This window comes from Companilactobacillus sp. FL22-1 (genome assembly GCF_043951805.1).
Classification (GTDB): Bacteria; Bacillota; Bacilli; order Lactobacillales; family Lactobacillaceae; genus Companilactobacillus.
The window spans coordinates 100,622-115,697 of sequence record NZ_JBINJY010000004.1; the positions used below are offsets into that span (position 1 = coordinate 100,622).

General features: G+C 38.9%; 15 protein-coding genes. 4 read left to right on the forward strand and 11 right to left on the reverse strand.

Translation table 11 applies throughout. The features are described from left to right. Position 1: 1 nt before the first annotated feature. The 11 genes from rsmD to ACG72T_RS04480 all read right to left on the reverse strand — a co-directional run bounded on the left by rsmD (position 2) and on the right by ACG72T_RS04480 (position 11,225). Entirely contained in the window at positions 2-553 is a 552-nt protein-coding gene (gene rsmD / locus ACG72T_RS04430) for a 16S rRNA (guanine(966)-N(2))-methyltransferase RsmD (RefSeq protein WP_395264867.1), read from the reverse strand. Further along, the gene (locus tag ACG72T_RS04435) at positions 550-816 is read right to left on the reverse strand and encodes a YlbG family protein (protein ID WP_395264868.1); all 267 of its coding nucleotides are present in this window, start codon (positions 814-816) and stop codon (positions 550-552) included. Before ACG72T_RS04435 ends, rsmD begins: the two co-directional genes overlap by 4 nt. Before the next feature lie 4 nt (positions 817-820). Then, on the reverse strand, positions 821-1,999 hold the full coding sequence (locus tag ACG72T_RS04440; protein WP_395264869.1) for an FtsW/RodA/SpoVE family cell cycle protein: 1,179 nt from the start codon (positions 1,997-1,999) through the stop codon (positions 821-823). 134 nt (positions 2,000-2,133) lie between these two features. After that, a complete protein-coding gene (gene typA, locus ACG72T_RS04445) occupies positions 2,134-3,975 on the reverse strand; it encodes a translational GTPase TypA (RefSeq protein WP_395264870.1) in 1,842 nt (613 codons plus the stop codon). Between the two features lie 74 nt (positions 3,976-4,049). Then, complete coding sequence (locus ACG72T_RS04450; RefSeq protein WP_395264871.1) at positions 4,050-4,829, reverse strand: inositol monophosphatase family protein; 780 nt, start codon at positions 4,827-4,829, stop codon at positions 4,050-4,052. After that, positions 4,813-5,106, reverse strand: coding sequence for a UPF0223 family protein (locus ACG72T_RS04455; RefSeq protein WP_395264872.1), 294 nt, complete (start codon positions 5,104-5,106; stop codon positions 4,813-4,815). The genes ACG72T_RS04450 and ACG72T_RS04455 overlap by 17 nt, the downstream gene beginning before the upstream one ends. A gap of 126 nt (positions 5,107-5,232) precedes the next feature. Beyond that, on the reverse strand, positions 5,233-6,660 hold the full coding sequence (gene lpdA / locus ACG72T_RS04460) for a dihydrolipoyl dehydrogenase (protein WP_395264873.1): 1,428 nt from the start codon (positions 6,658-6,660) through the stop codon (positions 5,233-5,235). 6 nt (positions 6,661-6,666) lie between these two features. Further along, entirely contained in the window at positions 6,667-7,971 is a 1,305-nt protein-coding gene (locus tag ACG72T_RS04465; protein ID WP_395264874.1) for a 2-oxo acid dehydrogenase subunit E2, read from the reverse strand. Between the two features lie 24 nt (positions 7,972-7,995). Next, on the reverse strand, positions 7,996-8,973 hold the full coding sequence (locus ACG72T_RS04470; protein ID WP_395264875.1) for an alpha-ketoacid dehydrogenase subunit beta: 978 nt from the start codon (positions 8,971-8,973) through the stop codon (positions 7,996-7,998). A gap of 2 nt (positions 8,974-8,975) precedes the next feature. Then, on the reverse strand, positions 8,976-10,079 hold the full coding sequence (gene pdhA, locus ACG72T_RS04475; RefSeq protein WP_395264876.1) for a pyruvate dehydrogenase (acetyl-transferring) E1 component subunit alpha: 1,104 nt from the start codon (positions 10,077-10,079) through the stop codon (positions 8,976-8,978). A gap of 147 nt (positions 10,080-10,226) precedes the next feature. After that, the gene (locus ACG72T_RS04480) at positions 10,227-11,225 is read right to left on the reverse strand and encodes a D-2-hydroxyacid dehydrogenase (protein ID WP_395264877.1); all 999 of its coding nucleotides are present in this window, start codon (positions 11,223-11,225) and stop codon (positions 10,227-10,229) included. Positions 11,226-11,466: 241 nt separating this feature from the next. On the opposite strand from ACG72T_RS04480, the gene def reads away from it, so the two are divergent. The 4 genes from def to ACG72T_RS04500 all read left to right on the forward strand — a co-directional run bounded on the left by def (position 11,467) and on the right by ACG72T_RS04500 (position 15,063). Continuing rightward, positions 11,467-12,027, forward strand: a complete 561-nt coding sequence (def, locus tag ACG72T_RS04485) for a peptide deformylase (protein ID WP_395264878.1) — start codon at positions 11,467-11,469, stop codon at positions 12,025-12,027. A gap of 134 nt (positions 12,028-12,161) precedes the next feature. After that, positions 12,162-12,374, forward strand: a complete 213-nt coding sequence (locus ACG72T_RS04490; RefSeq protein WP_395264880.1) for a DNA-directed RNA polymerase subunit epsilon — start codon at positions 12,162-12,164, stop codon at positions 12,372-12,374. Positions 12,375-12,377: 3 nt separating this feature from the next. Further along, a complete protein-coding gene (gene rnjA / locus ACG72T_RS04495) occupies positions 12,378-14,069 on the forward strand; it encodes a ribonuclease J1 (protein ID WP_395264882.1) in 1,692 nt (563 codons plus the stop codon). Positions 14,070-14,112: 43 nt separating this feature from the next. Then, positions 14,113-15,063: a diacylglycerol/lipid kinase family protein gene (locus ACG72T_RS04500; protein WP_395264884.1), complete on the forward strand. Its 951-nt coding sequence runs from the start codon at positions 14,113-14,115 to the stop codon at positions 15,061-15,063. The last annotated feature ends 13 nt before the right edge of the window (positions 15,064-15,076 follow it).

Genomic DNA, 15,076 nt, shown 5'->3' on the forward strand with positions numbered 1-15,076 from the left:
ATTATCCTCCAAATCGATACAAGGCTACTTTGGTATCTTTATAACTTTTTTCTTTCAACAATTCGATCTGATCAAAATCATTCAGGTCAATTTGATAATCAGTTTCATCAACGATAATGGCGCCATCATTCAACAGATTATTGATTACCATATCTTTAATGATCTGCTCGGTTATTTTCATACGATAAGGTGGGTCAAGAAAGACTAAATCAAATTTGACTTGGTCTTCCGTAAATTTAGCTAACGCATCTGTGGCGGATGTTTTCATCACGATGAAGTTATCGCTTGACCGTGTCTTTTCAACGTTTTCCTTGATGGTATTGATTGCTTTGTAGGCCTTATCCACTAAATAAGCTTTTTGATAACCACGAGAGACTGCTTCAATACCTAAACTACCAGTTCCGGCAAACAAGTCCAAAGCCACGCCGTCAACCAAATAAGGCGACAACATACTAAAAACAGCTTCTTTAACTTTGGCTGAAGTTGGACGAGTATTGTTAGTCGGTACTGCCTTTAAATTTAAACCGCGAAACTTTCCTGAAACAACCTTCATTGATCTTCCTCATTTGACTTATTAAAATTTAAAACAAAATGTTCATCGAGTTCCTTACGATGTGCTAAAACAACCCGTTTGACATAATTTTTTGAAGTTAATTCCTTCTTAACTTCAGCCACTTTATTTGAATTCACATAAAGCATGACATATTTCATCTTGGGAGAAGTGTAATAAATCGTTCCATAACGTTGTAACTTTTTTCTCCACTTTAATGAGTAGACCCAGACATAAAGTGCCTGACGCTCTACTTTTTTATACATAGGATCACCCTTTTTTAACTTTTTCAAATTTTGCTGTCGCTTCCAGATTCAAAACTACCCCTAACGCAACAGACAAAACTAACATACTAGAACCACCATAACTAATAAATGGCAAAGTTACACCAGTCAATGGTACTAAACCTAACAATCCTCCGACATTAAGGACCGTTTGCGCCAAGATCATCGTCGCCACCCCGTAATAAATCAAAGAATTATAAGTCTTCTTAGAACGAAATCCTAAGGAAATCATTCGTAAAATAATTATCATCAAAAGTCCTAAAATAACTAATACACCAACGAATCCCAATTCTTCACTGATGATTGCCATAATAAAATCTGTATGTGGTTCTGGTAAATAGCCCCGCTTTTGGATACTATTGCCAAGTCCGACGCCGAAGATCCCCCCATTACTGATGGCGTAAAAGGAGTTGACCAATTGTGCTCCAGCATGCTGTTCCAATTGGAAAGGATGCTCCATGGCTAAAAATCTTTGATAGGCATAATTATGTCTGACAAAAGCTGGCGGAAATTTTGTAATAACGACTAGCGCTGCGACAAAAAGTGTTATCAAAATGGCCACAAGCTGCGAAATCAACTTACCTGGAATGGTTGAAGAAGTGATTAAAACTAGCGTAATCAGCGATAAAATTAAAGCCCCACCAATATCGGGCTGAAAAAAGACCATCGTAATGATTAAGCCCACTACAACCAGGGGCTGAACCACTTCTTTGATAACCTCTCGCCAGCCATTCTTAGTGAGCAAACGAGACTCTTTGTTCGTTAGCACTAAAGCCAAAAACATAATTAGAAATAATTTTGACAATTCCAAAGGTTGAAAGTTGATCAGGCCCAAATTAATCCAGGCCGATGCACCATTGACTCGACTACTGGGCACTAAAACAGCTCTAACTAACAAGTAAAATAGCGAGCCTAAAGTCACGACCATGACGAAACTCAGTATTCGCTGATTTCTAAGAACCCGCTCTTTCAACATGAAAGTTATATAGCATAAAAAGAGTCCCACAACCGCATATGAAGCTTGTTTGATCAAATATTGGTCAGTCTTACCGCCAGCAATCAATGCATTGTAAAAACTAGCTGAATAAACCATTACTATCCCAATGCCGAGTAATAACACAAAGGGAATAACTATCCATAAGTCTATTTTCCTGATTTTTTTCACAATCGAACTCCTAAAAATCTGATAATAAGATTATACCACCAAACAATTCGATAAAAAAACGTCCCTTGGCAAGAAATCCACTTCAAAAAAAAGAGGTTAAGACTAATCGTCTAAACCCCTCATCTATTAATTAATTATTTTGTATTTTTCTTTTGTTTGTCAAACTTCTTACGTTCGTTTGTGTTCAAGATCTTCTTACGTAATCTAACGTTTTTAGGTGTTACTTCACAAAGTTCGTCTTCATTTAGGAATTCGATTGATTGTTCAAGTGACATATCCTTAGGAGTCTTGATAGCAGCAGCGTGATCTTTACCAGCAGCACGAGTATTTGTAAGGTTCTTACCCTTAGTAACAGTAACAGCGATATCTTGATCACGGCTACTTTCACCAACGATCATACCTTCATAAACTTCAACACCGGCACCAATGAACAATGTACCACGGTCTTCAACTGATTGAAGTGAATATGTTGTTGATGGACCTTGGTTGATTGAAACCAAAGCACCAGTTCTTCTACCTGGGTTCCAGTTCTTAACAACTGGTTTGTATTCTGAGAATGTGTGGTTCAAAATACCATAACCACCAGTCATTGATAGGAATTCAGTTGAGTAACCGATCAAACCACGAGATGGTGCTGAGAAAATAAGTCTTGTTTGACCATTTCCAGTACTTTCCATGTTGACCATGTCACCCTTTCTTTGTGACATTGAGTCAATAACGGAACCAACATATTCATCAGGTGTATCGATGGTTACCTCTTCAAATGGTTCACACTTTTGATTGTCAACTGTCTTGTAGATAACTTCTGGACGTGATAGTTGCAATTCGAAACCTTCACGACGCATTTCTTCAACAAGGATTGACAAGTGAAGTTCACCACGACCTGAAACTAACCAAGCACCAGCTTGATCTGTGTCTTCAACTTTAAGTGAAACATCAGTGTGCAATTGTCTCTTTAGACGATCTTCAATCTTTCTGGCAGTAACTTCTGTACCTTCACGACCAGCGAATGGTGAATTATTTTGTAAGAATGTCATTTGTAGTGTTGGTTCATCAATACGTAGCAATGGAAGTGCTTCTTGATGATCGACTGGTGTAACAGTTTCACCAACATAGATATCTTCCATACCAGAAACTGCAATCAAGTCTCCAGCTTTAGCTTCGTTGATTTCAACTCGATTCAAACCTAAGAAACCAAATAACTTAGTTACCCGGAAGTTCTTAGTCGAACCGTCAAGTTTCATAACGGTAACATTATCACCAACTGCGATCTTACCACGGAACACACGACCGATACCGATACGACCAACGTAATCATTATAATCAAGCAAAGCAACTTGGAATTGTAATGGTTCGTCAGAATTATCAACTGGTGCTGGGATAGTCTTCAAAATTGTATCGAAAATTGGGTTCATTGTGTGTTCTTGATCAGCAGGATCTGATGAGTAACTTGATGTTCCGTTGATAGCTGAAGCATAAACAACTGGGAAATCAAGTTGTGAGTCGTCGGCACCTAATTCAATGAACAATTCAAGAACTTCATCCACAACTTCTTCTGGACGAGCACCTGGACGGTCGATCTTATTGATAACAACGATAGGTGTTAAGTGTTGTTCCAAAGCTTTCTTCAAAACAAAACGTGTTTGTGGCATTGTACCTTCATAGGCATCAACAACCAACAATACACCATCAACCATCTTCATGATACGTTCAACTTCACCACCGAAGTCCGCGTGTCCTGGTGTATCCAAAATATTGATCTTCTTGCCATCGTAATCAACAGCTGTATTCTTAGAAAGGATTGTGATACCACGTTCTCTTTCAATAGCATTTGAATCAAGGGCACGATCTTGAATTTCATAATGTGAACCCAATGTATCTGATTGTTTTAGCATTTCGTTAACTAATGTAGTCTTACCGTGGTCAACGTGAGCGATAATCGCAATATTTCTAATATCTTCTCTTCTCTTAGTCAAGTTAGTTCTTCCTTCCGTAAATACGTGTTTAAATTACTAGCAATAAAAAAACTGTGAATGATTGTCACAGTTCACTAACGCGTTTTAAGTGTCTTTAGCGCTTCAGAAACAACTTTCTGAGTACCAACTATTACGACTTGTGATTCTAACATATTTATTGGGGCACCGTCAATACTAACAACGCTCATCCCTGCAGCCTCACACATAACGCGTCCAGCGGCTAAATCCCAAGGAGCTAAGTATGACATATACATGACCTCTTTTCCAGTCAAAAGATGGCCAAAAATAATTCCAGCACTCCCATAAACTCGAAAACCGCTACTCTTCTTAATGACATCTTGCACCGAAAATCGATTGCTCAAAGCCATTGGAGCGGATACGTCAACTAGCCCTTCTATCAGGGGCAGATTCTTTGGTTCTTCAATTCTTTGATCATTGATAAATAAACCAATTTCTTTGCCGCCGTGATAAATTTCATTATCCATGACATCTATAATAGCACCAATTAACGGTTCACCGTCAATGTAAACGCCAATCATTGATGCAAAATTATCGCCACGTTTAACAAAATTCATCGTTCCATCGATTGGATCGACAAAAAAGACCAAACCTGACATGTCCTTAACTAAATCGCCATAGCCTTCTTCACTAACGATTGTTGCTTGTGGATAGGCCTTTTTGATTGCATCATTGATAAATCGTTCGGTTTTTTTATCGAAATTTGTTACTAAGTCGTTGCGATTCTTCTTCGTGTCCACAGACATTTTTTTGACTGAGTCCTCACGTAAATTAGCACCGACTTGATTAAGCAGTTCAACTAAAAATTTATCGATTTCTCTACTTTTTATTTCCATTTGAAATCCTGACTTTCTCGCTAGCCTTAGCTTGCTGACAGCGTTTGAAGACTTGATAGATCGAATAACCCGATTCCAGTTCAAACTCCTTGTCTAAACGTTTTTGTTCCATCTTCATCGGAACCACTTGTTGAAAAGCTCGATACTTTTGCAAAAACTCATCGCGCTTAATACCACCTTCATAGGCTTTCTCAACCGCATTATACAATGCAATCACCGTAACAATATCACTTTGACTCCAGGCAGCATCGAGCGGATAACTATAATTCTCTTGCATAAGGCAATCTCCCTTGGCTTTTACTCTACTATACAAAAAAAGCGGTGCAATTGCATCGCTTTTTTCCTCTTAAAATTCATTTAGTATACGAAATAAACATATTACGGTTTCTAAATAAAAGTCGTGCTAAATATGAGTAGGGTAACCGATCAAAATATCGGCAGCTTCTTGAATTGGTTCACCCAGTGTTGGATGTGGATGAATTGTTAGAGCAATATCTTCCGCATTCAATTGACAGTTAACAGCTACACTCAATTCAGAGATCAAATCACTAGCACCAGGACCAACGATTTGACCACCTAACAAAGTACCAGTATCTTTTTCAGCAATTAATTTAACAAATCCTTCAGCGGCATCTAGTGAAACAGCACGGGCATTCCCTGCAAATGGGAACTTAGCCACTTTGACCTCAATGTTCTTATCTTTAGCATCTTGTTCAGTCAATCCCACACTAGCTAACTCAGGATCGGTGAAACAAACGGCTGGAACACCAATATAGTCATTGGCAGTGTTCTTACCTGAAATTGCCCCAGCAACTGTCTTAGCTTCAAAGAAAGCCTTGTGAGCCAAAGCTGGTCCCGGAGTAATATCACCGATTGCGTAGATATGATCGACGGATGTTTTACCTTGTTGATCGACTTCAACTAAACCACGGTCGGTTGTCTTAACATTTGTCATTTCCAAGCCAAAATTGTCAGTATTTGGACGACGTCCGACAGTAACCATGCAATAGTCTGCCGTTAATGTTGTTGGTTGACCATCGACTTCATAAGTTACTTCAACACTATCGCCTTTATTTTCACTCTTCTTAGCCATGGCATTGGTAATAATTGTGACACCTTTCTTTTCAAGGTTCTTTTTCACAATTGAAACCATGTCTTTTTCAAAGTTAGGAATGATATTTGGAGAACCTTCAAGAATGGTTACGTGTGAACCAAGGTTAGCATATGCACCGGCTAATTCTGTTCCGACATAGCCACCACCAATGATGATGAATTCCTTAGGAACTTCTTTCAAGTTTAAACCACCAGTTGAATCGATCACACGGTCATCAAACTTGAAACCTCTAATTTCAATTGGACGACTACCAGTTGCTAAAATTAAATTCTTAAACTTGATTGTTTGGCCACCGCCATTGTCCATAAATTGTCTAGGACCACTTGGCATGACCCGCAATTGTGTATCACTGTCTAAATATGCTTCACCATTGATCAATTCAACGTGATGTTTCTTCAACAGCATCTGTACACCGCCAGTCATTCTGGCTACAACTTTTTCATCTTTCCAAGCTTGTGTCTTAGTAAAGTCAATTGTGGCATCACTTGTAGTAATTCCATAAGTCGAAGAATCTTTAGCTTGTTGAAGTCTGTGTCCAGCTGTGATCAAAGCCTTTGAAGGCACACAACCAACGTTTAAACAAACTCCCCCAACTGTATCAGATTTTTCAATTACGGTAACATCTTGTCCTAATTCAGAAGCTCTGATTGCGGCAACATAGCCACCAGGGCCTGAACCAATAATAACGGTATCTTTTTCTATTACGTTTTCTGCCATTTTAAACTAGCCCTCCATTAATAGCATATCTGGATCATGCAATAACTTCTTCAAGAGGTTCAAAGCATTTTGGGCTAAGGCACCATCGATCAATCTGTGGTCATAACTCAATGATAGCTTCAACATATTTCCTACTTGAATATTGCCATCTTCATCAACATAAGGTTCCTTGGCAATCTTACCAACACCAAGAATTGCAACTTCAGGATAATTGATAACTGGTGTGAACCAGCCGCCGCCGATTGAACCGACATTACTGATTGTGATTGAACCACCGGACATCTTATCCATACTCAACTTGTTGTCATAGGCAGCTTGTGAGTTTTCAGTGATTTCTTTAGCAATTTCAAACATACCTTTAGAATCAACATTCTTAACGTTTGGTACGTAAAGTCCGTGTTCAGTATTTGTAGCAATTCCGACATTGTAATAGTGCTTGTAGACGATTTCTTCAGTTGAATCGTCGATTGAAGCATTCAATTCTGGATATTCCTTCATTACGGCTACAAGAGCTTTCACGATGTATGGCAAGAATGTCAAATGAATACCTTTGTCAGCAGCAATTGCCTTATATTTCTTACGGTTAGCCATCAAAGCAGAAACTTCAACGTCATCAAAACTTGTAACGTGTGGAGCAGTGTGCTTGCTAGTTAACATTGCTTTAGCAATAGCTTTTCTAGTTAGTGACATCTTTTCACGAGTTTCAAGTTCAGGTGTAGCTGACTTGTATGGCGTGATTGGTTGTGCAGGAGCAGCAGCTGTTGGAGTTGCAGCAGTCGAAGCAGCAGGTTGTGCTGCAGCAGCTGGATTGCCACTCTTGTATGCATCAATATCACTCTTGGTAATTTGACCATGTTTACCACTAGGAGTTACTGTTGAAAGATCAACACCTTGATCACGTGCATACTGACGAACAGATGGCATTGCTAAATAATTAGCATTCGCAGAACCTGTTGGAGCTGCAGCAGGTTGTGCTGAGGCAGTTTGTGCAGGAGCTGCATTGTTTGCCGGAGCGGCTTCTTTCTTTTCATCAGCTTTTGGTGCAGGTGCTTCATCGTCGCCAGAATCTGGAGAACCATCGTCGATCACGATCAAAGTATCACCGATCTCTACTGTGTCCCCTTCTTGAGCAACAATTTGTTTAACAGTACCAGAAACAGGTGATGGTAATTCTTCGACTGACTTATCATTTTGAATTTCAACTAAAGAGTCATCTTCTTTAACGGTGTCTCCTTCTTTTACAAGCCAGCTGGCGATTTCACCTTCAGCCATACCTTCACCAAGTTCTGGTAATTTAAATTTGTATGCCATAGTTCTTTTCCCTTCCTTCGATTATTAGTAGTTGAGAATTTCGTTTACTTTTTCTTCAATTTCTTTAGCACGTGGAATCCAAATGTCTTCACCAAGAGCAAATGGATAGACACTGTTTGGAGCAGCGACTCTACCAATAGGTGCATCGAGTGAAAGGATAGCATCTTCGGCGATTGCTGATGCAACTTGAGCACCAACACCGGCCATCTTTTGTGCTTCTTGAACGATTACTACTTTGTGAGTCTTTTCAATTGATTTGAAAATTGTTTCAGTGTCAATAGGTGAAACTGTTCTCAAGTCAATAACTTCAGCGGAAATATTCTTTTCTGCCAATGTATCGGCAACTTTAAGAGCTTCACTTACTTCGGCTCCATAAGCGACGATTGTAATATCATTACCTTCACGAGCCACATTGGCCTTATCCAAAGGTACAGTATATTTACCATCAGGAATATCGTCTTTCATTGAACGATACAACTTCAAGTTTTCCATGAACAATACAGGGTCATTATTTTCAACTGATGAGATCAACAAACCTTTAGCATCGTAAGGATTACTTGGCATTACGACACGTAGTCCTGGGATTCCAGTGAAGAAGTTCTCGAGGTTATCAGCGTGCATTTCAGCAGTGTGAGTACCACCACCATATGGAGTTCTGATAGTTACCGGAGCATTCTTTAAACCATCGAATCTAAAACGCATTCTTGCCAATTGACCAGCAATTTGATCAACAGCTTCGAATGAAAAGCCCATGAATTGGATTTCTGGTAGTGGACGCCAGCCAGTCAAACCAAGACCAGTTGCCAATCCTAAAATTCCTGATTCAGCAAGTGGAGTATCGAAAACTCGGTCTTCACCATATTTCTCTTGAAGTCCTTGAGTAGTTCTGAAAACACCACCATTTTTACCAACATCTTCACCGAAGATCAATGTTTTTGGATCGTCTTCAAGAACAATGTCTAAGGCGTCTGTAATTGCTTGAATATAAGTTTTCTTAGCCATTTTTACTTCGACTCCTTTGCTTCGAATTTTTCAATTTCTTGTTTCATTTCTGGAGTTGGAATTTCAAATGTACGTTTCAACATATCGGAAACTTTATCAGCTGGAACATCATCTGCTTCCTTGATAGCTTCCTTGAAGCTTGCTTTGTACTCTTCAACTAATTTGTCTTCTTGATCTTCTGACCAAAGTCCCTTGTCTTCCAAGATCTTTCTCAAACGAATCAATGGATCTTTATCGAACCAAGGTTGTTCTTGTTCCTTAGTTCTGTAACGTTTAGGATCATCACCAGCACTTGAGTGGGCACCGAAACGATATGTCAAAGTTTCAATCAAGACAGGTCCATTTCCAGCAACCATGTAATCACGAGCAGCCTTAGCAACTGCATAGCAAGCCAAGATATCCATACCGTCTACTTGAACACTAGGAATACCCGCTGCAACAGCTTTTTGAGCCAAGGTTGGAGCAGCTGTTTGCTTTACACGAGGAGTTGAAATAGCGAAGCCATTATTTTGCACGATAAATAAGACAGGTGCTTGATATGCTCCGGCAAAGTTCATCCCTTCATAACTATCACCTTGAGAAGTACCACCATCACCGGTATAAGTGAATGCAATCGTATCTTCTTCTTTATTCTTCTTGATACCTAAACCAACACCAGCAGCTTCAACATAAGCAGCACCGATAATGATTTGTGGCATCATTGAACGAGCCTTGAACTTATTACCAACAACGTGTCCTCTTGACCAAAGATAAGCTTCAGTCACGGTTGCACCGTGTTGAATCAATTGTGGAACATCACGATAGGCAGGAAGCAGATAGTCTTGCTTTTTCATTGCTAAGACAGTCCCCATTTCAGATGCTTCCTCACCTTCAGTAGGTGCGTAAAATCCCATCCGTCCTTGACGAGAGAAGTTCATAGTTTGTTCGTGCAATGCACGTTCCCAAACCATCTTTTTCATAAATTCAACTAAGTCGTCATCAGAAAAAGTATCAAAAATTTCTTGATTAGTTATTTCAGCATTTTCATTCAAAACCTGAATAGGCTTTGGATTATCTGCTAAATTATTTTTAATTGATTCAAAATCAACAATAGGTTTATTTGCCATTCTCCACAGTCCTTTCAAAAAACTCATCCCTTGTGAATACTGTAAGGGCTTTCATATAATTTTAGTCTACCATTGATCCCCTAAAAAACAAGGGGTTTAGGCTTTCTTTCACGAAAAAAAATTTCATTAACATTGTGAAATATCTAACTATTTGCTGAAATCAACCTCATTTTTTGATGTACCAGTGTTTAATTCTTCGACCATCGAATTGAGTGAAACAGTGGCCATATTCTTGACAGCCTTGGTTGTATAGAAAGCAATGTGAGGTGTCAAAATGAATCTTGGGCTCTTGATCACTTTTTCTAAAAGTTCATCTGTCAAGCCTTGATCGCTTAAATCAGAATTAAAAATACCGACTTCATTTTCATAAACATCGAGCACAGCACCATAAAGTTTTCCACCCGCAACGGCATCGTAAAGATCACTCGTATTTACTAAATCGCCTCTGGCAGTATTGATTACGATAGCGTCGTCTTTCATTTCGGAAATGGTCTTGCTGTTGATCAAAGTATTGCCTTTACCTAAACTTGGAATGTGTAAAGTTACAACGTCGCTTTCTTTAAGTAAAGTGTCGAGATCATCAACATAGAGACCTTCTTTTTCGATCTCAGGGTTGTGAAACTTATCATAAGCAATAACTTTAGCGCCAAAACCTTGATAAATTTTTATAGCAGCGCGACCAATACGACCCGTTCCAGCAACTCCCACAGTCAATTGGTTCAATTCACGTCCAATATCAGGAGCCCAACGGAAGTCATTTTGGTCAACTTTACGGATCATGTGTTTCATGTTCCGCAATAGAGCCATCAAGCCAATCACTGAATATTCAGCGATAGCTTCTGGAGAATAGCTTGGTACGTTGGTTAAACGAATCTGGTTTCGTTTCAAGGCCTCAACTGGAACATTGTCCACCCCGACGTTTCTCAACGAAATTACGTGAATCCCATACTCATTCATTTGATCGAAAACTTTTTCATCATAAGGAAGTTGTTGATATGCAACGACCCCATCATAACCTTCAGCCATTTTGACAGTTTCAGGAGTTAACAGATCTGTGACGATCTTTACTTCGATCCCATTTGCTTGAGACCATTCCTGAATATACTTCTTCTCATCATGTCTGACACCGTAATCAATTAACTTCATTTCTCAAACCTCCAGTATTTTTTATGTGACCCTGTAATCGGTAACATATACAATAATAGTTTAGCATTTTACTTTTCATTATCACAAAATTAGCACTCAGAAATGGTTGCTAAAAAAAGCTAGATAGTTTTCAATGAAACTTATCTAACTTTTTTTTCAAATATTTCTATTTTTGATGAAAATTAATCTATAATAATATTACTAAGGTAAATTTTGTACTATTAAACATTTGGAGGAAAATATGTATTTTATGAAAGATATCGTCCGTGATGGCGATCCAGTTTTAAGAAAAGTTGCAGCTAAGGTTGAATTTCCACTAAGTGATGACGACAAAAAACTAGCTGCAAACATGATGGAATATCTTATCAAGAGTCAAGATGAAGAATACGCCGAAAAGCATCAACTAAGAGCTGGCGTTGGTTTAGCCGCTCCTCAAGTGGGCGTTTCAAAAATGATGGCTGCGGTATTGGTACCAAACGACGATGATCCCGACAAGCCCCTATTAAAGATCACTTTGATCAACCCAGTTATCGTGAGAAACTCGGTTCAAAAAGCTGCTCTCTCTGAGGGTGAAGGTTGTCTATCAGTCGATAACGACGTTCAAGGCTTTGTTCCACGGGCTGATCGCGTTACGATCAAGTACGATGACTTCGATGGCAATCAACAAACTCTACGTGTCAGAGATTACCCTGCTATCGTTTGCCAACACGAAATCGATCATTTAAACGGTCACTTGTACTACGACAAGATCAACAAGACTGCTCCATTTGATCTTGACCCAAGTACGATCGTAATTTCTTAGTCTGGTGTAAGTATACTTACTTTCTTATATATGGTAGAATTGTGCTATCTATTGATTACTGCACAAATGGACTGGAAAAAAAGTCAAATGAAACTGACCTGTTTCATTTAATTCAACTAAAGGAGAAACAAATATTGATTTATAAAGTTTTATATCAAACAAGTGAACTAGATAACCCCCGTCGTGAATTTACACATTCACTTTATATGGATGCCGCTTCAAGCATTGAAGTACGTGCAGCCGTTGAAAAAAATACTGACTACGAAATTGAATTTATTCAGGAACTCGATGAAAAACACCTTGAGTACGAAAAGAAGAGCCCTGATTTTAAATTGACGGAGTTTTAGTTAATGTCGTTTAAAGTTAAAAATAACGAAGTTGCCGTTTTTGCCATCGGGGGCCTTGGCGAAATTGGTAAAAATATGTATGGAGTTCAATATCAAGACGAATTGATCGTGATTGATGCCGGAATCAAGTTTCCTGAAGACGAACTCCTTGGAATTGACTATGTCATTTCAGACTACAGTTACTTAGTAGAAAACAAGGACAAGATCAAAGGTCTATTCATTACTCATGGTCACGAAGACCATATTGGTGGTATTCCTTTCCTTCTCCAAAAGCTTCCCAATATTCCTATTTATGCCGGTCCACTAGCATGTGCATTGATTAAGGGTAAATTGGAGGAACACGGTTTACTACGTACCACAGAAATGCACGTCTTACACGAAGATGATGTCATCAAATTCCCTAAGACAAGCGTTTCATTCTTTAGAACAACTCACTCAATTCCTGATACTTTAGGAATTGCCGTTCATACGCCACAAGGTATTATCGTTGAAACTGGTGATTTTAAGTTTGACTTAACACCTGTAGCTGGACTACCTTCACCTAACTTACAGAAGATGGCTGCCTTAGGAGCTAAAGGTGTTCTATGTTTACTATCTGATAGTACTAACGCTGAAATACCTACTTTCTCTAAGTCTGAGCGTTCAGTTGGTCTAACGATTCATCAAATATTTGAAACTATTCAAGGACGAATTATCTTCGCTACCTTTGCTTCAAATATTTATCGTATTTCCCAAGCGGTTGACGCTGCTTTACAACAAGGTCGAAAGATTGCTGTCTTCGGTCGCAGTATGGAACAAGCGATTGAAAATGGTCGTGAATTAGGATATTTGAATATCCCTGACAACATGCTGATCGATCCGCACGCATTGAATCAAACACCTGCCAGTGAAACCTTGATCCTCTGTACCGGTTCTCAAGGTGAACCATTGGCTGCCTTGAGTCGTATCGCAAATGGAACTCACAGACAGATTACAATTCAACCAGGAGATACCGTTATTTTCTCAAGTAACCCAATTCCTGGTAATACGATCAGTGTTAACCATTTGATCAACCAACTTTCTGAAGCTGGTGCTGAAGTCATCCATGGTAAAGTCAACAATATCCATGCCTCTGGTCACGGTGGCCAAGAGGAACAAGAATTAATGCTTCGTTTAATGAAGCCTAAGTTCTTCATGCCTATTCACGGTGAGTATCGGATGTTGAAGATTCACACTGAATTGGCTGAATTATGTGATGTACCACAAGATCACTCTTTCTTATTGGAAAACGGTGATGTCTTAGCTCTAACTAAAGATACTGCCCGTGTTGCTGGACACTTCCCTGCTGGCGATGTTTATGTCGACGGTAAAGGTGTCGGTGATATTGGAAATGTTGTGATCCATGACCGTCAAGTTCTTTCAGAAGAAGGAATGGTTGTAGTCGTGGCAACAATTGACTATCAAAAACATATCGTTCTTGCTGGACCAGATATTCTTTCACGTGGTTTCGTCTATATGCGTGAATCTGGTGAATTGATCAATCAAGCACAAAAGCGTGTCTTCCATTTGATCAAGAATGCCTTTGAGAATGAAGATGAAAAAGTTACTGAGGCTGCTTTAAAACGTATTATTATTGAGGGATTACAAGACTTCTTATACAAACGTACTGCTAGAAATCCAGTAATCTTACCAATGTTAATAGGAACTTCAATCTAAGTAGATCATTTTGATCTACTTTTTTTATTTAAAGGGTATAAAAATGAGGGATACAAATAAAATTGAAATTATTCTCAACCAACTTGCCGGAAATGGTCATGCCAAGAGTGCTTGCAAAAAAGTAACTAACTTTCTTGATAGCATTCAACTCGAATACGAAATTCACTTGACTAAAAAAGATGGCGACGGAGTTAGAATTGCTAACATGTTGGCAAATCAGCATCAAGACAACACTAAAATCGTTGTCATCGGAGGCGATGGCACTTTAAATCAATCCGTTAACGGCGTGAAAACTTCGGCTTATCCAAACACGCCGCTGGGTTATATTCCCGGTGGCTCTGGCAATGATTTCTGCCGTGGTATCAAATTGAAGAATCAGAACCCTGTCATCTTAATGCAAGCTATTTTATCAATGAAGACACCTCAAACTATCGATATCGGTAAAGCTGTCGGGCCCCACTTTTCCCATTACTTTATTAATAATATCGGTATTGGGTTCGATGCCAGTACGGTGTATTACACCAATCATTCGACTCGTAAGGAATTGTTGAACAAATTACACTTGGGAACATTTTCTTATTTCACTAATCTGTTGAAAGTAATTAAATTACAACCAGCTTTTGGGTTGGACGTCGATTATGATCATCAAGCCAAGCACTTTAATTCGGCTTATATCGTGGTTGCTACCAATCATCCTTATTTTGGTGGTGGTTTCGCGATTGATCCCACGGCTAATCCCTTCAACCACCATCTAAACTTGGTCGTTGTCAAAAAAATTACTGGTTTAACTTTTATTAATTTATTTACACGCTTGCTGACCAATGGCTCTCATCTAAAAGATAAAAATGTCTGGCATATTGAAAGAGATTCATTTACCTTAAAAAATGCCACTGATCAGTTTGGTCAGATGGATGGCGAAGAATTAACTCCTAGTGAATTTGATTTTCATTTTCAAGTTGATCAACATCCATTCTGGTTGCCCATCAATCATTAGATGTAGTTTTTCT